Annotated in this window: 21 protein-coding genes; 12 read left to right on the top strand and 9 right to left on the bottom strand. The window is 71.6% G+C overall.

From position 1 onward, the window contains the following. Positions 1–101 precede the first annotated feature (101 nt). Positions 102–1196, top strand: coding sequence for a bifunctional succinyldiaminopimelate transaminase/glutamate-prephenate aminotransferase (locus ACZ7OO_RS00995; protein ID WP_471501216.1), 1095 nt, complete (start codon positions 102–104; stop codon positions 1194–1196). Positions 1197–1285: 89 nt separating this feature from the next. On the opposite strand, the gene ACZ7OO_RS00990 is transcribed toward ACZ7OO_RS00995, so the two are convergent. Both ACZ7OO_RS00990 and ACZ7OO_RS00985 read right to left on the bottom strand, forming a co-directional pair. Further along, positions 1286–1720 carry an ATP-binding protein gene (locus ACZ7OO_RS00990; protein WP_471500188.1) on the bottom strand — a complete coding sequence of 145 codons (435 nt, stop codon included), beginning with the start codon at positions 1718–1720 and terminating at the stop codon, positions 1286–1288. Positions 1721–2002: 282 nt separating this feature from the next. Beyond that, positions 2003–2998, bottom strand: a complete 996-nt coding sequence (locus tag ACZ7OO_RS00985; RefSeq protein ID WP_471500186.1) for a VldE C-terminal domain-containing protein — start codon at positions 2996–2998, stop codon at positions 2003–2005. 93 nt (positions 2999–3091) lie between these two features. On the opposite strand from ACZ7OO_RS00985, the gene dapE reads away from it, so the two are divergent. Beyond that, positions 3092–4171 carry a succinyl-diaminopimelate desuccinylase gene (gene dapE, locus ACZ7OO_RS00980; RefSeq protein ID WP_471500184.1) on the top strand — a complete coding sequence of 360 codons (1080 nt, stop codon included), beginning with the start codon at positions 3092–3094 and terminating at the stop codon, positions 4169–4171. 104 nt (positions 4172–4275) lie between these two features. After that, a complete protein-coding gene (locus tag ACZ7OO_RS00975) occupies positions 4276–5034 on the top strand; it encodes an LOG family protein (RefSeq protein WP_471500182.1) in 759 nt (252 codons plus the stop codon). 62 nt (positions 5035–5096) lie between these two features. Here ACZ7OO_RS00975 and folP read toward each other — a convergent pair whose 3' ends face one another. After that, on the bottom strand, positions 5097–5957 hold the full coding sequence (folP, locus tag ACZ7OO_RS00970; RefSeq protein ID WP_471500180.1) for a dihydropteroate synthase: 861 nt from the start codon (positions 5955–5957) through the stop codon (positions 5097–5099). Between the two features lie 174 nt (positions 5958–6131). Here folP and ACZ7OO_RS00965 point away from each other — a divergent pair, with 174 nt between their 5' ends. Beyond that, complete coding sequence (locus ACZ7OO_RS00965) at positions 6132–6482, top strand: DivIVA domain-containing protein (RefSeq protein ID WP_352219756.1); 351 nt, start codon at positions 6132–6134, stop codon at positions 6480–6482. Continuing rightward, complete coding sequence (locus ACZ7OO_RS00960; RefSeq protein WP_471500178.1) at positions 6479–7066, top strand: DNA-3-methyladenine glycosylase I; 588 nt, start codon at positions 6479–6481, stop codon at positions 7064–7066. Before ACZ7OO_RS00965 ends, ACZ7OO_RS00960 begins: the two co-directional genes overlap by 4 nt. A gap of 28 nt (positions 7067–7094) precedes the next feature. Here ACZ7OO_RS00960 and chcB read toward each other — a convergent pair whose 3' ends face one another. Further along, the gene (gene chcB / locus ACZ7OO_RS00955) at positions 7095–7898 is read right to left on the bottom strand and encodes a 2-cyclohexenylcarbonyl CoA isomerase (RefSeq protein ID WP_471500176.1); all 804 of its coding nucleotides are present in this window, start codon (positions 7896–7898) and stop codon (positions 7095–7097) included. A gap of 379 nt (positions 7899–8277) precedes the next feature. On the opposite strand from chcB, the gene ACZ7OO_RS00950 reads away from it, so the two are divergent. Further along, entirely contained in the window at positions 8278–8445 is a 168-nt protein-coding gene (locus ACZ7OO_RS00950) for a DUF3117 domain-containing protein (RefSeq protein ID WP_004950282.1), read from the top strand. An 87-nt stretch (positions 8446–8532) separates the two neighbouring features. Here the strand turns inward: ACZ7OO_RS00950 and ACZ7OO_RS00945 are convergent, their stop codons facing one another. Next, complete coding sequence (locus ACZ7OO_RS00945) at positions 8533–9231, bottom strand: O-methyltransferase (RefSeq protein WP_352219892.1); 699 nt, start codon at positions 9229–9231, stop codon at positions 8533–8535. A gap of 235 nt (positions 9232–9466) precedes the next feature. Between ACZ7OO_RS00945 and sigE the strand changes: the two genes are divergently transcribed. The 5 genes from sigE to ACZ7OO_RS00920 all read left to right on the top strand — a co-directional run bounded on the left by sigE (position 9467) and on the right by ACZ7OO_RS00920 (position 14495). After that, on the top strand, positions 9467–10183 hold the full coding sequence (sigE, locus tag ACZ7OO_RS00940) for an RNA polymerase sigma factor SigE (protein ID WP_471500174.1): 717 nt from the start codon (positions 9467–9469) through the stop codon (positions 10181–10183). Beyond that, on the top strand, positions 10180–11139 hold the full coding sequence (locus ACZ7OO_RS00935; protein WP_471500172.1) for an anti-sigma factor family protein: 960 nt from the start codon (positions 10180–10182) through the stop codon (positions 11137–11139). The genes sigE and ACZ7OO_RS00935 overlap by 4 nt, the downstream gene beginning before the upstream one ends. A gap of 148 nt (positions 11140–11287) precedes the next feature. Continuing rightward, positions 11288–12961 (top strand): S1C family serine protease, encoded by a 1674-nt coding sequence (locus ACZ7OO_RS00930; protein WP_471500170.1) that lies wholly within the window; start codon positions 11288–11290, stop codon positions 12959–12961. A 201-nt stretch (positions 12962–13162) separates the two neighbouring features. Next, positions 13163–13597 carry a sec-independent translocase gene (locus tag ACZ7OO_RS00925; RefSeq protein WP_471500168.1) on the top strand — a complete coding sequence of 145 codons (435 nt, stop codon included), beginning with the start codon at positions 13163–13165 and terminating at the stop codon, positions 13595–13597. A 226-nt stretch (positions 13598–13823) separates the two neighbouring features. Further along, the gene (locus ACZ7OO_RS00920; RefSeq protein ID WP_471500166.1) at positions 13824–14495 is read left to right on the top strand and encodes a hypothetical protein; all 672 of its coding nucleotides are present in this window, start codon (positions 13824–13826) and stop codon (positions 14493–14495) included. A 74-nt stretch (positions 14496–14569) separates the two neighbouring features. Here the strand turns inward: ACZ7OO_RS00920 and ACZ7OO_RS00915 are convergent, their stop codons facing one another. From ACZ7OO_RS00915 to ACZ7OO_RS00905, 3 genes are read right to left on the bottom strand one after another with little or no spacing between them, the layout of a single operon-like run. Next, positions 14570–15703 carry an Mrp/NBP35 family ATP-binding protein gene (locus tag ACZ7OO_RS00915; protein WP_471500164.1) on the bottom strand — a complete coding sequence of 378 codons (1134 nt, stop codon included), beginning with the start codon at positions 15701–15703 and terminating at the stop codon, positions 14570–14572. Positions 15704–15746: 43 nt separating this feature from the next. Next, positions 15747–16334 (bottom strand): DUF1003 domain-containing protein, encoded by a 588-nt coding sequence (locus ACZ7OO_RS00910; protein WP_471500162.1) that lies wholly within the window; start codon positions 16332–16334, stop codon positions 15747–15749. Further along, on the bottom strand, positions 16324–17631 hold the full coding sequence (locus tag ACZ7OO_RS00905) for a magnesium transporter MgtE N-terminal domain-containing protein (protein ID WP_471500160.1): 1308 nt from the start codon (positions 17629–17631) through the stop codon (positions 16324–16326). The genes ACZ7OO_RS00910 and ACZ7OO_RS00905 overlap by 11 nt, the downstream gene beginning before the upstream one ends. A 218-nt stretch (positions 17632–17849) precedes the next feature. On the opposite strand from ACZ7OO_RS00905, the gene ACZ7OO_RS00900 reads away from it, so the two are divergent. Beyond that, the gene (locus ACZ7OO_RS00900; RefSeq protein ID WP_471500158.1) at positions 17850–18581 is read left to right on the top strand and encodes a hypothetical protein; all 732 of its coding nucleotides are present in this window, start codon (positions 17850–17852) and stop codon (positions 18579–18581) included. A 69-nt stretch (positions 18582–18650) separates the two neighbouring features. Here the strand turns inward: ACZ7OO_RS00900 and ACZ7OO_RS00895 are convergent, their stop codons facing one another. Further along, positions 18651–19163, bottom strand: a complete 513-nt coding sequence (locus tag ACZ7OO_RS00895; RefSeq protein WP_471500156.1) for a hypothetical protein — start codon at positions 19161–19163, stop codon at positions 18651–18653. Positions 19164–19167 lie beyond the last annotated feature (4 nt).

The following is a 19167-nucleotide window of genomic DNA, read 5'->3' as shown; positions in this document are numbered from 1 at the left end:
ATCACACCCGATCGGCGCCTGCGGGACCGAGGCGTTTCCCGTACCGGCCGTACCAGTCGTATGGCCGTACCGGTCGTACCGAAGAAAGTGAGCCAGTGACCGTGTCCGCAGTCTCCGACCGTCTGCCCACCTTCCCGTGGGACAAGCTGGAGCCGTACAAAAAGACGGCTGCGGCGCACCCGGACGGCATAGTCGACCTCTCGGTCGGCACCCCGGTGGACCCGGTCCCCGACCTGGTCCAGAAGGCCCTGATCGACGCGGCCGACTCGCCCGGCTACCCCACGGTCTGGGGCACCCCTGAGCTGCGCGACGCGATCACCGGCTGGGTCGAGCGCCGCCTGGGCGCCCGCGATGTCACCCACCGCCATGTCCTGCCGATCGTCGGCTCCAAGGAACTTGTCGCCTGGCTCCCCACCCAGCTGGGCCTCGGCCCCGGCGACCGGGTCGCCTACCCGCGCCTCGCGTACCCCACGTACGAGGTCGGCGCCCGTCTGGCCCGCGCGGAGTACGAGGTCTACGACGACCCGCGCGAGCTGGACCCGAGCGGCCTGAAGCTCCTCTGGCTGAACTCCCCGTCGAACCCGACGGGCAAGGTCCTGTCCCAGCAGGAGCTGACCGAGATCGTCACCTGGGCCCGTGCCCACGGCGTCCTGGTCTTCTCCGACGAGTGCTACCTCGAACTGGGCTGGGAGGCCGACCCGGTCTCGGTCCTGCACCCGGACGTGAACGGCGGCTCGTACGACGGCATCGTGGCCGTCCACTCCCTCTCCAAGCGCTCCAACCTGGCGGGCTACCGCGCGGCCTTCCTGGTCGGCGACCCGGCGGTCCTCGGCCCCCTCCTGGAGATCCGCAAGCACGGCGGCATGATGACGTCGGCACCGACGCAGGCGGCGGTGGTGGCGGCCCTGTCCGACGACACCCACGTCCGGGAACAGCGCGAGCGCTACGCGGCCCGCCGCGGCCTCCTCCGCGACGCGCTGGTGGCTCACGGCTTCCGCATCGAGCACAGCGAGGCGAGCCTCTACCTCTGGGCGACCAGGGACGAGTCCTGCTGGGAGACGGTGGCCCACCTGGCCGAGCGCGGCATTCTGGTGGCACCGGGCGACTTCTACGGTGAGGCGGGCGGAAAGTTCGTACGCGTGGCGCTCACGGCGACGGACGAGCGCGTGCGGACGGCCGTGGAGCGGCTCTCCTGAGTGACGCGCCCGAGGGTCCGCAGCCAACGCACAACGAGAAGGGACCCGGGGAAACCCGGGTCCCTTCTCACATCACCGGCGCCGCGGCGTCAGCCGCCCAGCGGCAGGCCCTTGACGGGCAGCCCCCCCTTGGCGAGCCCGTCCGTCGGCAGCCCACCCTTCGTCGCGGTGGCCGCCGTCTCGCCCAGCAGCCCACCGGCGGAGCCGGCCGCGTCGCCCGCGGCGTGCTGCACCACCGGCGCCGCCACCTTGACGGCCTTGCCGCCGGTCTTGCCCGCGGCCGGCAGCGCCGACTCGACCGCCTTGCCACCGGTGTGGGCGACGGCCCCGGTGACGTTCTGCGCCGCAGCGTCGGCGGTGTTGCCGACGCTCGCTCCGTCCAGGGCGGTCAGACCACCCAGGTTCGGGGCGGCCGGCAGACTCGGGGCCGCGCTGGCGGAGCCGGCCGCACCGACCCCGGCAGCCGCTCCCGCTGCGACGAGCAGCGCGGCACGGGCGATCCGGCGGGTCAGAGGGAGGGACATGATGCTCCATTCGACGGGAGGGAACGTGATCGCCGTGACTACCGCTCGAAGCCCGCGAAGGTTGCGGAAGCAGAAGGTAAAGAATTGATAACGCATCGCATTATCGGGTGTGGATAAAAACGGGCAAAGAGTGCCTGGGTCGAGACCCCCGCCGAAACCCGCAGAATCCTTACGGCCCTGTGCTTCCAAGGGGCTTCGCGCATGCGCCAGCGGCCGTGCGAACACCTGGGCACACCAGGTGCGCGACCCGCCCGGGCCGACCCGTCGGAGTGAAAGTCCGAACTACTGTCCGGTCACGATCCGCACCGACCCGGCGGGCTTCTCGGCACCGCCCGTTCCCTGCGAACCGGCCGTCGGCTGCCACCGGCTGTCCGTGCTCCCGGCGGACCACTCCCGGCCGGCGTACGACACCCGCTGGATGTGCAGTGCCGAGGCGTTGGCCACCGCCCAGTGCGCCAGCTGCCAGCCGCGCTCGCTCTCGGTTCGCCCGGACCTGTCGGTCTTCGCGCCCTCCGGCACCGGCACGGTCACGGTCCTCCCGTGCGCCGTCGCGGTCACGCTCGGCGTCGGTGCCGGCGAACCCGTGGACGAGCCGTTCACCTCCGCACCGGCCTCCTCGACCGCGTCCCGCCCGAAGTCCCGTACCAGCGCGGTCCGTACCGCGTCCGGGCCCGTCGCCTCGGTGGTGGCCGCCGGGCGCCCGTCGCACGTCAGCGTGGCCGCCGCCTGCCCGGTCAGCGCCGCCGCGAGCAGCGTGGCGTCGGTCTCGTGCTTGGCGTACGCCTCCGGGTAGCCGCTGCGCTGCACGCGCTGCGCGGCCACCGTGAGCGGCAGGGTCTCGTAGTCGGGCACCTTGGCCAGGTGGGCGTAGAACATGCCCGCCGCGTACGCCGGGTCCAGGATCTGCTTCGCGGTGCCCCAGCCCTGCGAGGGCCGCTGCTGGAACAGGCCCAGCGAATCGAGGTCGCCGTGCTGGATGTTGCGCAGTCCCGACTCCTGGATCGAGGTCGCCAGGGCGATGGCCACCGCCCGCTCGGGCATACCTCTCCCGGTGCCGACGGCGGCGATCGTCGCCGCGTTCACCGCCTGCTCGGGTGTGAACTGGTACGACTCGCCGCCGCTGCGGTCCGAGACGACCTTGCAGCCCTCGGTGCCGCCGCCTCCGGTGACGTACTGGACGACCAGATAGGCCGCGACGGCGCACAGAATCAGCAAGCCCGACACGAAGCGCAGGACACGGCGGCGACGCTTGGGGCGGATGTGGGACGGCTCTGGCACGCGTACAACATACTGGACAGTACGAGGCGCTCACCGCCGGGCCCGTAAGCCTGTGAACCCGGCCGCCCGGTGGCGCGCGCTAGGGTCGGGACCATGGCCGACACCTCGCTTGACCTCTCGCTGGACGCCGCCGCGCTGACCGCGCGACTCGTCGACTTCCCCTCGGAGAGCGGCACCGAGAAGCCGCTCGCGGACGCCATCGAGGCCGCGCTGCGTGCCCTGCCGCATCTGACGGTCGACCGCCACGGCAACAACGTGATCGCCCGGACGAACCTCGGCCGCTCCGAGCGCGTGATCCTGGCCGGCCATATCGACACCGTTCCGATCGCCGACAACGTGCCGTCCAGGCTGGACGACGACGGCGTGCTGTGGGGCTGCGGCACCTGCGACATGAAGTCCGGCGTCGCGGTCCAGCTGCGCATCGCGGCCACCGTCCCCGCCCCCAACCGCGACCTGACCTTCGTCTTCTACGACAACGAGGAGGTCGCCGCCCACCTGAACGGCCTCAGGCATGTCGCCGAAGCCCACCCGGAGTGGCTGGCAGGCGACTTCGCGGTCCTCCTCGAACCCTCCGACGGTGAGGTCGAGGGCGGCTGCCAGGGGACCCTGCGCGTCCTGCTGAAGACCACGGGCGAGCGGGCCCATTCCGCGCGCTCCTGGATGGGCTCCAACGCGATCCACCGGGCCGCCCCGATCCTCGCCCGCCTCGCCGCCTACGAGCCGCGCTATCCGGTCATCGACGGCCTGGAGTACCGCGAGGGCCTCAACGCGGTCGGTATCTCGGGCGGCGTCGCGGGCAACGTCATCCCCGACGCGTGTGTGGTCACCGTCAACTTCCGGTACGCCCCCGACCGTTCCGAGGAGGAGGCGATCGCGCATGTCCGCGAGGTCTTCGCCGACTGCGGGGTCGAGGAGTTCGTGGTCGACGACCACAGCCCCGGGGCGCTGCCCGGCCTCTCCCACCCGGCCGCGGCCGCGTTCATCGAGGCGGTCGGCGGTACCCCGATGCCCAAGTACGGCTGGACCGACGTCTCCCGTTTCTCGGCCCTCGGCGTCCCGGCGGTCAACTACGGTCCCGGCAATCCGCACTTGGCGCACAAGCGGGACGAAAGGGTCGAAACCGGGAAGATCCTGGCGGGCGAGGAGCGTCTGCGCGCCTGGCTGGCCGGCTGAGCCACACGACGGCGCTTCGCACCCGACATGCCGACGTCCCGCGCCTGTAACCCGGGTGGATCTACGCTGAGGCAGATATACCTGCAAGCGGAGGGAGCGCACATATGCCTACCGGGAACCCCGAGGGGAAGAAGGTGCCGCCGGACGAGCAGCGCCTGGGACCGGTCCTCCGACGGCGCGGTCAGGTGACCGCGAGCACGACGGACCAGCGTCTGCTGGACGCCGGTGGCCCCTCCGACTGGGTCCACACGGACCCCTGGCGGGTGCTGCGCATCCAGTCGGAGTTCATCGAGGGCTTCGGCACGCTCGCCGAACTCCCGGCCGCGATCAGTGTGTTCGGCTCCGCGCGGACGCCGGTTGACTCGCCGGAGTACGAGGCCGCTGCGCAGTTGGGCCGGGGCCTGGTCGAGGCCGGCTGGGCGGTCATCACGGGCGGTGGGCCCGGCGCGATGGAGGCGGCCAACAAGGGCGCCCTGGAGGCGGGCGGTGTCTCCGTCGGCCTCGGTATCGAGCTGCCCTTCGAACAGGGCCTCAACCCGTACGTCGACATCGGCCTGAACTTCCGCTACTTCTTCGTGCGGAAGATGATGTTCGTCAAGTACGCGCAGGGCTTCGTGGTCCTGCCCGGCGGCCTCGGCACCCTCGACGAATTCTTCGAGGCGCTCACCCTCGTCCAGACGCAGAAGGTCACCCGCTTCCCGATCGTGCTGTTCGGCAGCGCGTACTGGGGCGGCCTGGTGGACTGGCTCCGCAACACCCTGGTAGCCCAGGGCAAGGCCTCGGAGAAGGACCTCCTCCTGTTCCACGTGACGGACGACGTGGACGAGGCGGTGGCGCTGGTCTCCAAGGAAGCGGCCCGCTGAAGCCGACGTCCTGCCCGCCCACTTCTCGACCGACCGAGTCCGGGTGGTGGGTGGACGGCGGGCTACGCCAGGCCCCGTCGGGCGACCGTCGGGGGGCGGTGGCCCGCGAGTGACGCCACCATGTCGAGGACCTGGCGGGTCTCCGCCACCTCGTGGACGCGGTACACCTGAGCCCCCAGCCACGCCGACACCGCCGTCGTGGCCAACGTGCCGATCACCCGTTCCTTCAGCGGCCGGTCCAGCGTCTCGCCGACGAAGTCCTTGTTGGACAGGGAGACCAGCACCGGCCACCCCGTCTGCACCATCTCGCCCAGCCGTCGCGTCGCCTCCAGGCTGTGCCGGGTGTTCTTCCCGAAGTCGTGCCCGGGATCGATCATCACCGACTCCCGGGGCACCCCCAGCGCCACGGCCCGCTCGGCCAGCCCCAGGGTCACCCGCAGAATGTCGGCCATGACGTCGTCGTACGTCACCCGGTGCGGCCGTGTCCGCGGCTCCGCCTCACCCGCGTGCGTGCAGACCAGCCCGACCCTGTACCGCGCCGCGACCTCCGCCAGCCCTGGGTCGACCCCGCCCCACGCGTCGTTGAGCAGATCCGCCCCGGCCTCGCAGACGGCCTCCGCGACCGACGCCCGCCAGGTGTCCACGCTGATGACGACCTCCGGGAACCGCCGGCGCACCTCCGCGACGAAGCCGACGATCCGCCGTGCCTCCTCCTCGGCCGTGACCTCTTCGCCGGGCCCGGCCTTCACCCCGCCGATGTCGATGATCGCGGCCCCCTCGGCGATCGCCTGCTCCACGCGCGCGAGGGCCGGTTCGTCGCGGAAGGTCGCACCCTGGTCGTAGAAGGAGTCCGGTGTCCGGTTCACGATGGCCATGATCACCGGTTCGTGCGGTGCGAACTCCCGCCTGCCCAACCTGAGCATCGCCTGTGACCTCTCGTAGTAAGTCCCTCGGTACACCGCCTGCGACCCTAACTGTCAGACTCGCATGGCACGATCGGACACAGACACATTCGACACCGAGCACACTGAGCACTCCGAGCACTCTGAGCGCCAGGAGTGCTGCACCGAGCTTCATCGAGCCTGGGGGCCACCGCGATGGTTATGTTCTTGTTCCTGGTCGTCGCGCTCGCGGTCGTGGTCGCCGCGGTCACGCTCTCCGTGGTGAGCGGCGGCGAGAGCGGCCCGCTGCCTGAGGTGGCGCCCGAGCGTTTCCAGGACCCGCTGCCCCCGGACCGGCCGGTGAACCGCGCGGACGTGGAGAGCCTCCGCTTCCCCCTCGCCCCGCGCGGCTACCGCATGGCGGACGTCGACGACGCGCTCAGCCGCCTCGGCGCCGAGCTCGCGGAGCGCGACGCCCGGATCACCGACCTGGAGTCCGCGCTGGCCGGCGCCCAGGCCGCACCCCACACCTCGCCGGCCAAGCCAGAGCCGGAGGACCGGCCGTGACCGACGGAGCGGTGGTGGCCGGGCCGGACGGCAAGCTGCGCTGCCCCTGGGCCCTGTCCACCGCGGACTACGTGGCGTACCACGACGAGGAGTGGGGCCGCCCGGTCCACGGCGACGACGCCCTCTACGAACGCCTCAGCCTGGAGGCCTTCCAGTCGGGGCTCTCCTGGATCACGATCCTCCGCCGCCGCCCCGGCTTCCGGGCCGCGTTCGCCGACTTCCGTATCGAAAAGGTGGCCACCTTCACGGACGAGGACCGGGAGCGGCTACTGGCGGACCCGGGCATCATCCGCAACAAATCGAAGATCGACGCGACGATGGCCAACGCGAAGGTCCTCGCGGAGTGGGCGCCGGGCGACTTGGACGAGCTGATCTGGTCGTACGCCCCGGAGCCGGGTATGTACCCGGCTCCGAAGACCATCGCCGACGTACTGCCGGTGACGCCGGAGTCGACGGCCCTGTCCAAGGCCCTGAAAAAACGCGGCCTGCGCTTCATCGGCCCCACGACGGCCCATGCCCTGATGCAGGCGTGCGGCTTGGTGAACGACCACTTGGAGACGTGCGTCGCCCGTAGCGCCTCTTAGGAGGCGCGGGGCTGTTCCCCACGACGAGTCACCGCCCCAGATACTTGGGCTTCTCCTTGTTCACGAACGCCTGCACGGCGATCCCGTGATCCTCGGAGGCCCCGGCCCGGGTCTGCAGCTCGTCCTCCTTGTCCAGCGTCTCGTCCAGGGAGTGCGTGAGCCCGAAAGCCACCGCCTCCTTCAGCGCCGCATAGGCCACCGTCGGCCCCTCGGCCAGCTTCCGCGCCGTCTTCTCGGCCTCGGCGCGCAGCTCGGCCGCGGGCACGACGCGATTCGCGATCCCCCAGTCATACGCGTCCTGTGCGCTGATGCTCCGGGGGAAAAGCAGCAGATCGGCGGCCCGCCCCGGCCCCACCACCCGCGGCAGCGTCCACGACACCCCGGAGTCCGCGGTCAGCGCGACCCCCGCGAACGACGTGTTGAAAGCGGCCGTATCGGCGACCACGCGGTAGTCCGCGGCAAGTGCGAACCCGAACCCGGCGCCGGCGGCGACGCCGTTCACCGCGGCCACCACCGGCTTCGGCGCCCCGGCCAGCGCCCGCACGATCGGGTTGTAGTGCTCCCGGACCGTCGTCATCGTCTGCCCCGACCCCGTCTCCCGGTCGGACGCGAGCAGCGTGATGTGTTCCTTGAGGTCCTGGCCCACACAGAACGCCCGGTCCCCGGCGGCGGTCAGCAGGATCGCCCGGACGGCCGTGTCGGCCGCCGCTTCCTGCGCGACCTCACGAAGCGCGACCTTCGTCGCGATGTTCAGCGCGTTCATCGCCTCGGGGCGGTTCAGCGTGATCGTCGCGAGTCCGTCGCTCACTTCGTAGAGCACGGTGTCGGTCATGGTGCGTCCCCTCCGTCGTCTCCGTCGTCGCGGCTGACGTACCGCTCAGTACGTCGATGTCCGAAGGACAGCATGGCGGAGATCGCGGTCCGGGGACCGGACCCGTCGTGTGACCTGCGTCAAAGAAATCCGGAGCCGACTCGGTCGGCGTAAGGACGCGGGGCGGCGCAGTATCGCAGTCACATCGCCGAATTGAGTGGTTTTGCTCGCGCGCGTTGCCCAAGCGATGCCGACTGATGTTGGTCATCGGGTCCTGAGATGCGGGATAATGGCTTGGAAGCAATGTGTTCGATGCCGGTGACGCGTGTCCCGTCAGGATCGCGCGTGCCCACGCGGGCCGTCGGCAGACGATGAGCTGTTTTCAGGAAGGGGAACCAGCATGGCGGCCATGAAGCCGCGGACGGGTGATGGCCCGCTCGAGGTGACCAAGGAGGGGCGGGGCATCGTCATGCGCGTTCCGCTCGAAGGCGGCGGTCGGCTCGTCGTCGAGCTGACCCCTGACGAGGCCGCGGCGCTCGCCGACGCCCTCAAGAACGTCGTCGTCTGAGGCGTCAGCGACCACACCCTTTCGGCCGCCCCGGCATCGTATGCGCTGCCGGGGCGCTGCCGTACCCGCGGTCCTTCCCCGCCGAGGTCAGCGCTTGACGGCGCAGAGCAGTCCGTCGCCCACCGGCAGCAGCGACGGCACCAGCTCCGGGGTCTCCCGGACCGTGCGCAGCAGCTCGCGCAGCCGCAGCACCTCGGTCGGCTGCGGTCCGGAGTCGACCGTGCGGCCGTTGGCGAAGACGCCCTCGAACACCACCAGGCCGCCCGGGCGCAGCAGGCGCAACGATTCAGCGAGATAGTCGCAGTACTCCTGCCGGTCGCCGTCGCAGAAGACCAGGTCGTAGCCGGCGTCCGCGAGACGGGGGAGGACGTCGAGGGCGCGGCCGGGGATGAAACGGGCCCGGTTGCTTGCGAAGCCGCAGGCACGGAAGGCCTGCCGGGCGAACTGCTGGTGCTCCGGCTCGGGGTCGACGGTCGTCAGGACACCGTCCGCGCGCATGCCGTGCAGCAGATGCATCCCGGACACCCCGCACCCGGTACCGATCTCGGCGACCGCCTTGGCGTCCACGGAGGCGGCGAGCATACGCAGCGCGGCGCCCGTGCCGGGCGACACCGAGCGCAGCCCTGCCTCGCGGGCCCGGTCACGGGCCCACCGCAGCGCTTCGTCCTCGGCGACAAAGGCGTCGGCGAACGCCCAGCTCGTCTGCCGGTTGCCGGTAATGACCCTCTCCTGTCCCCGTGGTTGCCTGGGCGTGACTGTATCCGTTGGCGCCGGGAACCTGCTGATGGGACCAGGCGTTCAGAGGGATGGAAGACAGGGCGGGGGGACACGAATGGATCACGACGACGAGACACTGGTCGAGCAACCGCTGGTGCGGCCGGACGAGCCGTATCAGCACAGATCAAGTTCTTGTAAAACCGCTTATCCGGTGCTAACGGGCGAGGTGGCTATGGTAGGGGCTCCACTGGACACCACCAGAGCCGACAGGGGAGGTGCGGCCGCGCCTGGGGATCGGGGAGGAGTGCTACGGCGCTTCCTCGGATCGGCGGGCAGGCCGAAATCCGTGAACGACACCGCTGCTGACCCCAGCCACGCCGACGCCCTCGCCATGGGCGAGGACCGGACCGCGACCTTCTCCACCGACGCGGACGGGCAGGCATGGACTCCGCCCACGTGGGAGGAGATCGTCAGCACGCACAGCGGCCGCGTCTACCGCCTGGCCTACCGCCTCACCGGCAACCAGCACGACGCCGAGGACCTCACCCAGGAGGTCTTCGTCCGCGTCTTCCGCTCCCTGTCGACCTACTCGCCGGGCACCTTCGAGGGCTGGCTGCACCGCATCACGACCAACCTGTTCCTCGACATGGTCCGGCGCAAGCAGCGCATCCGCTTCGACGCCCTCGGCGAGGACGCGGCCGAGCGCCTGCCCAGCCGTGAGCCCACCCCGTCCCAGGCCTTCAACGACGCGCACTTCGACGCCGACGTCCAGCAGGCCCTCGACACCCTCGCGCCCGAGTTCCGCGCCGCCGTCGTCCTGTGCGACATCGAGGGGCTGTCGTACGAGGAGATCGCCGCGACCCTCGGCGTCAAGCTCGGCACCGTCCGCTCCCGGATCCACCGTGGCCGCTCCCAGCTGCGCAAGGCCCTCGCGCACCGCTCCCCGGAGGCCCGCAAGGCCGAGCGCCGCTCCTTCGTGCCCCGTGTTCCCGCACTGGGAGGAGGGGGCGCGTCCGCGTGAGTGGTTCCCGACCGAAACCCGCCGAGCGACAGCTCGCCGAGCAGCATCTGGGAGACCGACTCTCCGCCCTGGTGGACGGAGAGCTCGGTCATGAGTCGCGTGAGCGCGTCCTGGCCCATCTGGCGACCTGCGCCAGGTGCAAGGCGGAGGCGGACGCCCAGCGCGCGCTGAAGAACGTCTTCGCGGAGGCCGCCCCGCCCCCGCCCTCCGAGAGTTTCCTGGCCCGTCTCCAGGGGCTGCCCGGGGGCGGCGACACGGACGGCGGCGGTTCGCCGTTCGGCGGCGGAGGCCCCTCGGGACGCCGGTCCGGCAGCGGGATCTTCGGCGTGAGCCAGGAGGACCGCTTCGAGTTCGGCTATGTACCGGCCCACCCGCACGACTCGGATGTGGCCGCCGGCCGGGGCTTCCGTATCCACGCCGTCGGCCGTCCGGACGCCGACCGCTCCGCCTCGCGCGGCATGCGGTTCGCGTTCGTCGCCGCCGGCGCGGTCTCGCTGGCCGCCGTCGCCCTCGGCGGGGTCACCGCAGGACTGCCCGGCTCCCCGGCCGCCGACGCCCGCACCGGCACCGGCGGTGGCAGTGTCGCACCGGCCGGTACGACGGGCACGGGCACCGCGGGCGCCGCCGACTCGCAGCGCCGCCGCTCGCTCACCCCGCTGCTGGCCTCCGGCACCCTGCTGGGCACCACCGCCGCGCCCACCTCGGTCTCCGCGCCGCTGCTGCCCGGGGTGCCCTCCCCGGCCGCCGGAGAGAAGGCACTGCGGGAACTGACCGCACCGGTACTGGCCGGCGCGGCCGCGGTCTCCCCGCTGATACGGCCGCTGAGCGCCAACTCGCCGTTCGCCCTCACCTCGTGGACCACCACCCCCGAGGCGACCGGCGCCGCCCTGCTCGCCGCACCCGCCCCCCACCCGACCTCCGCTCCCTCCCCTTCCTCCGCCCGCGCGGCCCGCTGACCACCTGCTGAACGGCCACTGCGCGGTGACTCGCGAACCTGGTTGAATCCTGTGAGCCAACCATGCCCGTGGCGGCTGCCCCGGGCGCGGATTCGCCCTTCCGCGGCCCGCCCCTGAGCGCGGGCCGCGGTTCGCCCGTGAGGAGACCATGGACGAGGGGATACCGACGTCACCGGAGACACTCGGCGACGCGGTGGCCGCTGCGGGGGAGCGGGCCAAGGAAGTGACACCGGCCGCGCCGAGTCGGGCGCCCGGCGACACCGACGGCGACTTCGCACTCGCGCGACCGGCGGCGGCCCTCGCCGGGAACGTCCAGGAGGCCCAGGAGACACAGGAGGCTTCCAAGACCGAGGCCGAGACCGGGGCCGAGACCGACGGCGACACGGAGACCGAGGCCGACGGCGACACCGACGGCGACTTCGCGCTGAGGCCGCCCGTCCCGGCCGCCGACCGGCCCCAAGAGCCCCAGCGGCCCCGGCGCACCCCGGACCCCTACAGCACCCCGCCCTACGGCCGCCCGGGCCCCTGGGCGGCCGTAGGGCCCGTACAGCACCCGGCCGCCCTCGCGGCCGCCCAGCAGGACCGGCCGCGCCAGGACCCGTGGACCGAGCCGGTGCCCCTCCAGCAGACCGGTGCGGCCGAGTCGGCGACGGAGACGACGGAGGCGAGGCAACGGCGGCGGACACGGAGCCGGCGCACGGTCGTCGTGGGCGCGCTGCTGCTCGCGGTGGTGTCCGGGGCGGCCGGCGGGCTGATCGGGGCCTACCTGGAGCGCACCGGCGGCGTGGAGGCCGTACAACTGCCCCAGCCCGGCCCACCGCCGCCCGGCCCACCGCCGCCCGGCCCACCGCCGCCCGGGCGGCCGCCGGGCAGCGCCGCCGCCATCGCCGCGCGGGCACTCCCCAGTGTCGTCACCCTGCATGTCACCGGCACCGGCACCGGCGAACAGGCCACCGGCACCGGCTTCGTGCTCGACACCCACGGGCACATCCTCACCACCGACCATGTCGTCGCGCCCGCGGTCTCCGGCGGCGGCCGGATATCCGTGACGTTCAGCAGCGGAGCCACCGCCGAGGCGACCGTGGCGGGCCGGGACAGCGGCTACGACCTCGCCGTCGTCCAGGTGCACGGGGTCCGCGGCCTCACGCCCCTGCCGCTCGGCGACTCCGACGACATCCGTGTCGGCGACCCGGTCGTCGCCATCGGCGCCCCCTTCGACCTGCCGGGCACCGTCACCGCCGGGATCATCAGCGCGAAGGAACGGCCCATCACCTCGGGCGGCGACGGCAGCGACGTGTCGTACGTCGACGCCCTGCAGACCGACGCCCCGATCAACCCCGGGAACTCCGGCGGCCCCCTCCTGGACTTCCACGCCCGGGCCGTCGGGGTCAACTCGGCGATCCGCTCCGCCGACGGCACGGGCGGTCTCGACGGCGGGCCGGCGGGGTCGATCGGGCTCGGCTTCGCCATCCCCATCAACCAGGCCGAGCGGGTCGCCGAGGAGCTGATCAGCACCGGCAAGGCGACCCACCCGGTCATCGGCATCACCCTCGACCTGCACCACACCGGCGACGGCGCCCGTATCGACGACAAGGCCGCCGACGGCGGGCCCGCGGTCACCGAGGGCGGCCCCGGCGCCCGGGCCGGACTGCGGGCAGGCGATGTGGTCACCGGGCTCGACGGGCAGCCCGTCCACTCCGGTGAGGAACTGATCGTCCGCACCCGCGCACACCGGCCCGGCGACCGGTTGAGCCTCACCGTCGAGCGCGCCGGAGCGGAGAAACGGCTCACGCTGGTCCTCGGCTCCTCGGACAGCAACTGACAGGAACGTCACAGGCGGCACCCCACTCGTGCCCCGACTAGGCAAACAACCCGGAAAACCGGTCGTACACACGCAGTCGGACACCTCGGGACGGTACCGGTCGGACCGGTACGCCGGGTACCGTGGACCCGGCCCGGACCACGGAACATCCGCAACAGCGACCGGAGGGCCGAGGACCGAGGACATCGCAAGGAGCTTCAGGTGTTCAACGACATAGGACCACTCGAGCTGGTGACCATCATTGTGCTCGCCGTGCTCGTCTTCGGTCCGGACAAGCTCCCGAAGGTCATCCAGGACGTGATGCGGACCATCCGCAAGATCCGGGAGTTCTCGGAGAGCGCCAAGGCGGACATCCGCGAGGAACTCGGCCCGGAGTTCAAGGACTTCGAGTTCGAGGACCTCAACCCCAAGACCTTCGTCCGCAAGCACCTGGACAGCGACGAGCTGGGGCTGAAGGAGATCCGCAACGGCTTCGACCTGAAGAAGGAGATGGCCGAGGTCACGGACGCGGTGCACAGCCGCGAGACCGACTCGTCCCCTTCCACGGGTACGGCGGGCGGCCGGATCGACATGACCAAGAAGCCCGACGACTCCGGCGAGGACGACCGTCCGCCGTTCGACGCGGACGCCACCTGAGCTTTACCGGACACCCGGACCTGAGCGGCGCACGTGACGCGTTTCATACCGCGTCCGCGCCGCTCACGGCTTGATCCCGCCGCCCGCGCGACCCACGCGCCGGGCGGTTTCGCTGCTGCTCCCAGCGGTGTGGATATGCTGCCGAGTTGTTGTGCGGACCGGACGAGTGCGCCCGAAGGGGGGCGGGCCGCCCCGGACCGACGAGAGCTAGGAGGCGTCCGGGCAGATGGAGACGACAAGTCGGGTGGGCGGACAGACGCCGGTCGCGGAGGACGGACAGCAGGTCCCCTCCGCCCGTCGCACGGTCGGCGGCTACCTGGAGGCGCCCTTCCCCTGGTACGGCCTCGACGAGGCGTTCACGGGGCCCCGCTGGCTGATGCAGGTGGGTACGGCGGCCGACGGCGCGGTCGAGCACGGGTCGATCGGACACGGGGACGAGCCGTCGGTGCGGAACGAGCACCTCGCCGCGTCCGTCGGGGAGCCGAGGGAGAAGTTCGCGGTGGTCGTGACCGTCGCGGCGAGTCCGTCCCGCAGGAGCGCCGACGGGACGGGATTGCTGGAGGCCACGTCCGTGTCGTCGGCCGCGTGGCTGGCGGGGGTCGGTCTGCTGTCCTTCACCTGGCCCGGGCAGATGGACCACAGTCTGCGGGACGACTGGCTGGAGCAGCAGACCGAGACGGCGTGGGAGCTGGCCGACGAGCTGAGCGGGCCGGAGTGGTCCACGCTCTCGCTGCCGGTGGACGGCGTGGCCACGCCGTTCCACTACCGGGAGTCGGAGTTCGGGTGGGTGCTCGCCGGGTCCACGTCGCAGGGGGTGCATCTGGGGGCGTACGGCAGGGGGATGTCCGCGTACGGGCTGGGATTCGCGGTGGTCAAGGACATCGTCGCGTACGCGTGAGACGTGAGAAAAGGGGCGCCGGTGGATTTGGCGCCCCTTCGCCGTAGGGGTTGCGGGTCGTGTGCGACTACGCCCTAGAACTTGTTCTTCGGGGTGATCCCCAGGGACAGTCCCGAAAGGCCCCGCTGCCGGCCCCCCAGCTTCCCCGCGATGCCCCTCAGCGCTGCTCCCGCCGGGCTGTCCGGGTCCGTCAGGACGACCGGCTTGCCCTCGTCGCCGCCCTCGCGGAGGCGGAGGTCGATGGGGATGTTGCCGAGGACCGGGACGTTCGTACCCGTCGTGCGGGTGAGGCCGTCGGCGACCAGCTGGCCGCCGCCCGTGCCGAAGACGTCGACCATCTCGCCGCAGTGCGGGCAGGGCAGGCCGGACATGTTCTCGACCACGCCGACGATTTTCTGGTGGGTCTGGACCGCGATGGAGCCTGCGCGCTCGGCGACCTCCGCCGCCGCCTGCTGAGGCGTCGTCACGACCAGGATCTCGGCGTTCGGGACCAGCTGGGCGACCGAGATGGCGATGTCACCCGTGCCGGGCGGGAGGTCCAGGAGGAGGACGTCGAGGTCGCCCCAGTAGACGTCCGCGAGGAACTGCTGGAGGGCGCGGTGCAGCATCGGGCCGCGCCAGACCACGGGGGTGTTGCCCGGGGTGAACATGCCGATCGAGATGACCTTCACGCCGTTCGCCGACGGCGGCATGATCATGTTCTCGACCTGGGTGGGGCGGCCGTCCGCGCCGAGCATGCGCGGGACCGAGTGGCCGTAGATGTCCGCGTCGACCACGCCCACCTTGAGGCCGTCGGCCGCCATCGCCGCCGCCAGGTTGACCGTCACGGACGACTTGCCGACACCGCCCTTGCCGGAGGCGACCGCGTAGACGCGGGTGAGACTGCCCGGTTTCGCGAAGGGCACCTCGCGTTCGGTCTGGCCGCCGCGCAGGGCGGACGCCAGCTCCTTGCGCTGCTCGTCGCTCATCACGTCCAGGGTGACGTCGACGCGGGTGACGCCGTCGACGCGGGAGACCGCCTCGGTGACGCGCTGGGTGATCGTGTCGCGCATGGGGCAGCCGGAGACCGTCAGGTACACGGTGACCGCGACCGCGCCGTCTTCCCCGATCGCCACCGATTTGACCATCCCCAGTTCGGTGATGGGTCGGTTGATCTCCGGGTCGTTCACCGTCGCCAGTGCCTCGCGCACCGCGTCTTCGCTAGCCATACAGACGATGGTACGGCGAGGCGCAAGGCCCCTATAACGCCCCTCACCGGTCGTCTACGTCACGCCTTGCCGACCGTTCTGCCGGGAATACGCCGTGCCCGTCCCTCCGCTCGTCCAGGTCCTTGAGCAGGTCCTGCAGTTCGGAGCGGATCCAGTCCCGGGTCGCCACCTCGCCCAGGCCCATCCGCAGCGCGGCGATCTCCCGGGTGAGGTACTCGGTGTCGGCGATGGACCGCTCGTTCTGCTTGCGGTCCTGTTCGAGGTTGACCCGGTCGCGGTCGTCCTGTCTGTTCTGCGCGAGCAGGATCAGCGGGGCCGCGTAGGAGGCCTGGAGGGACAGGGCCAGGGTCAGGAAGATGAACGGGTACTGGTCGAAGCGGAGCTTCCCGGGCGCCGAGACGTTCCACAGCACCCAGGCGATGATCACGAACGTCATCCAGACGATGAACCGCCCGGTGCCCAGAAAACGCGCGATGCGCTCGGACAGCCGGCCGAAGGCCTCCGGGTCCCACTCGGGCAGGAGCCTGCGGCGCGGCGGACGCGGCTGGTCCAGGCGGGGCCCGCGCGGCCGGGTGGCGGCGGTGGCGCCGGACGGCGTGCGCTCGCGGGTGCTCTCCCGTTCAGGCGCCACGGTTCCCCACCCCCTTGTCCTCCTCGTCCAGCTTGTCCTCCTCGTCCAGCTGGAACTCGGTCTCCCGCCAGTCCTCCGGCAGCATGTGGTCCAGTACGTCGTCCACGGTCACCGCGCCCAGCAGCGACCCGGTCTCGTCCACCACGGGCGCCGCGACCATGTCGTAGGTGGCGAAGAACCCGGCGATGATCGGGAGGGTGGCCTCGGGGTCGAGCGGTTGCAGGTCGTCGTCGATGAGCGAACTGACCAGGGTGTACGGGGGGTCGCGCAGCAGGCGCTGGAAGTGGACGGTGCCCAGGTACTTGCCGGTCGGGGTCTCGTCGGGCGGCCGGCAGACGTAGACCTGGGCGGCGAGGGCCGGGGAGAGGTCGGGGTTGCGGACCCGGGCGAGGGCGTCGGCGACGGTGGAGTCGGGCCGCACCACGATCGGCTCGGTCGTCATCAGACCGCCGGCCGTGTGCTCCTCGTACGACATCAGGCGCCGCATCTCGGCCGCGTCCGCCGGCTGCATCAGGCTCAGCAGCCGCTCCTTGTCCTCCTCCGGGAGTTCGGCGAGCAGGTCGGCCGCATCGTCCGGGTCCATGGCCTCCAGGACGTCCGCCGCCCGCTCCTCCTTCAGTTTGCCGAGGATCTCGATCTGGTCGTCCTCGGGGAGCTCTTCGAGTACGTCGGCCAGGCGGTCGTCGTCCAGTGCGGCGGCCACCTCGGCGCGGCGCTTGGCGGAGAGGTGGTGCAGCACGTTGGCGAGGTCGGCGGGGCGCAGCTGCTCGAAGGTGGCGAGCAGGCTCTCGGCGCCCTGGCCGTGCTCCTCCAGGGAGAAGCCGGTGACCTGCGACCAGTCGACGGTGAGCGACTCGCCTCTGGTCCGCCGGAAGGTGCCCGTGCGGCCCTTGCGGACGAAGACGCGGTCGATCTCCCACTCCCGGCGGGCCTGCCGCTGCTGGGCTCCCAGGTCCAGGACGGTGACCTCCTCGCCGGTCTCGACCAGCCGGACGCGGCGGTCGAGGAGTTCACCGAAGACCAGGCGCTCGGTGGGCCGCTGCTCGAAGCGGCGGACGTTGAGCACGCCGGTGGTGATGACCTGACCGGACTCGATGCTCGTCACCCGGGTCATGGGCAGGAAGATACGGCGCCGGGTGGACAGTTCGACGACCAGGCCGAGCAGCCGAGGAGGCTTGCGGCCGACGCGCAGCATGACGACGAGGTCCCTGACCCGGCCCACCTGGTCGCCGTTGGGATCGAAGACGGCCATGCCGGCGAGGTGCGAGACGAAGATCCGGGGAGCACCGGCTGCCATGGGTTCGCTTCCTTTGTCTGCCGAAGTGCCGCTGTCTGCCGAAGTGCCTACTGGAGGCCTTCCTGTCCTTTTCGCCTGCCCGGTGGGGATCAGGCTAGCCCGTACTGATCGGACACGCCCTGGTGGGGGGGGCCGGCCGGACTGGCTCCGCCGGGTGGGCGTGGCCCCGGTACGCTGCGGTACGCCGTGCCGGACCCGTCAGAAAGGTGGCCCTGTCCGTGACCGCGATTGCTCCGGGCCCTACCCGTACTCGCCGCGCCGCACTGGTGACCGCGATGTGTGCGCTGGCCCTCCTCACAGCGTGCAGTGAGGATCCGGACGCGGGCACGAACGGGGTGGGCAAGCTGGCCCCGGACGTCATCCAGTCGAAGACCCGCGCGGCGGCGACGTCGGCGGCGACGGTACGGATGGCGGGGACGGTGGTCACGAGCGGGCGCACGTACCAGCTGGACATGCGCCTGAACGCGGAGGGCGGGACCGGGTCGGTCACGTCGAAGGGGTCGACCTTCCATCTGCTCCGGGTGGGCCAGACGCTGTATCTGCAGGCCGACGCGGAGTTCTGGAACCATGCCGACGGGAGCGACACCAGCGCGGCGGCCTCGCTCGACGGCAAGTACGTCAAGGTGCCGCAGGGCGACCCTTCGTACAAGAAGTTCAGCGGCTTCACGGACAAGGACGTCCTCCTCTCGGGCCTGCTGACCCTGCACGGATCCCTTTCGACCGACGGTCACCACGAACAGGCGGGCACCCCCACCGTCCGCATCGCCGGCGACAGCGGCTCCGGGGGCACGCTGGACGTCTCACTGAAGGGCAAGCCGTATCCGCTTCGCCTGGAGCGCGGCGGCGGCGCCGGCACCCTCACCTTCTCGGACTGGGGCAAGACCTTCAGCGTCGTCGAGCCGGAGAAGGGCGAAACGGTGGACTACGGCAAGAAGCTGCCCTCGTCGTAGGGGGCGGCCACCGGGGCGGGGTTCACGGCCGCGATGTTTCGGCCGCGCTGGACCCGACCCGTGCTTCGGTTACTTGGACTTCCGGCGCTTCGTGAGGAGCTTCGGCAGGCCCGCCGGGATCGGCCGGCGGGTCGTGGCCGGGGACACCGGTGGCCGCTCTGCCAGGCTGCCCGTCGGCAAGGGTGCCGTCGCTCCCGTCGGGCGCAGGCGGAGCACCCTGCACTCCCTCGCCCAGCGGTCCGTCATGGCCTCGCCGTCGGGTGCGTTGAGGCGCTTGCCCTTCAGTTCCGCCACCGCCGCGTCCCACTCGGGGGAACCGGCGGACAGCTCCGTCACCGTCGCCGTCCAGGTGACCAGCCGGCCGCCCTTGTCCTTGCTGCGGACGGTCACCTCGGCCGACCCCCCGTCGGTCAGCCCGGTGAGCGGCTGCTCGCTTCCGTCGCCGACCAGGCACACGCCCCCGTCGGCCCAGGCATGCCACACCGCACGAGCGGCCGGCGCCCCGGCGCCCCGGACCCAGATGAGGCCGGACTTCTTCGTGGCCTCCTCGACGAGGGCCTGGCTGAGCAGCTCGCTTGTCATGGCG

The sequence above is a fragment of the Streptomyces sp. NPDC111744 genome, assembly GCF_055634995.1.
The sequence above is the reverse complement of the archived record's forward strand: the minus strand, read 5'-3'. Positions and strand labels throughout refer to the sequence as shown.

Bases quoted from the DNA above. Each gene is read 5' to 3' on its own strand.
- dapE (WP_471500184.1), top strand. From the start codon at position 3,092: ATGGCCGACACCTCGCTTGACCTCTCGCTGGACGCCGCCGCGCTGACC.
- ACZ7OO_RS00965 (WP_352219756.1), top strand. From the start codon at position 6,132: ATGGTTATGTTCTTGTTCCTGGTCGTCGCGCTCGCGGTCGTGGTCGCC.
- ACZ7OO_RS00920 (WP_471500166.1), top strand. From the start codon at position 13,824: ATGGAGACGACAAGTCGGGTGGGCGGACAGACGCCGGTCGCGGAGGAC.
- ACZ7OO_RS00905 (WP_471500160.1), bottom strand. From the start codon at position 17,631: ATGGCAGCCGGTGCTCCCCGGATCTTCGTCTCGCACCTCGCCGGCATG.
- ACZ7OO_RS00895 (WP_471500156.1), bottom strand. From the start codon at position 19,163: ATGACAAGCGAGCTGCTCAGCCAGGCCCTCGTCGAGGAGGCCACGAAG.
- ACZ7OO_RS00950 (WP_004950282.1), top strand. From the start codon at position 8,278: ATGGCGGCCATGAAGCCGCGGACGGGTGATGGCCCGCTCGAGGTGACC.
- ACZ7OO_RS00930 (WP_471500170.1), top strand. From the start codon at position 11,288: ATGGACGAGGGGATACCGACGTCACCGGAGACACTCGGCGACGCGGTG.
- ACZ7OO_RS00990 (WP_471500188.1), bottom strand. From the start codon at position 1,720: ATGTCCCTCCCTCTGACCCGCCGGATCGCCCGTGCCGCGCTGCTCGTC.
- ACZ7OO_RS00915 (WP_471500164.1), bottom strand. From the start codon at position 15,703: ATGGCTAGCGAAGACGCGGTGCGCGAGGCACTGGCGACGGTGAACGAC.
- folP (WP_471500180.1), bottom strand. From the start codon at position 5,957: ATGCTCAGGTTGGGCAGGCGGGAGTTCGCACCGCACGAACCGGTGATC.
- ACZ7OO_RS00975 (WP_471500182.1), top strand. From the start codon at position 4,276: ATGCCTACCGGGAACCCCGAGGGGAAGAAGGTGCCGCCGGACGAGCAG.
- chcB (WP_471500176.1), bottom strand. From the start codon at position 7,898: ATGACCGACACCGTGCTCTACGAAGTGAGCGACGGACTCGCGACGATC.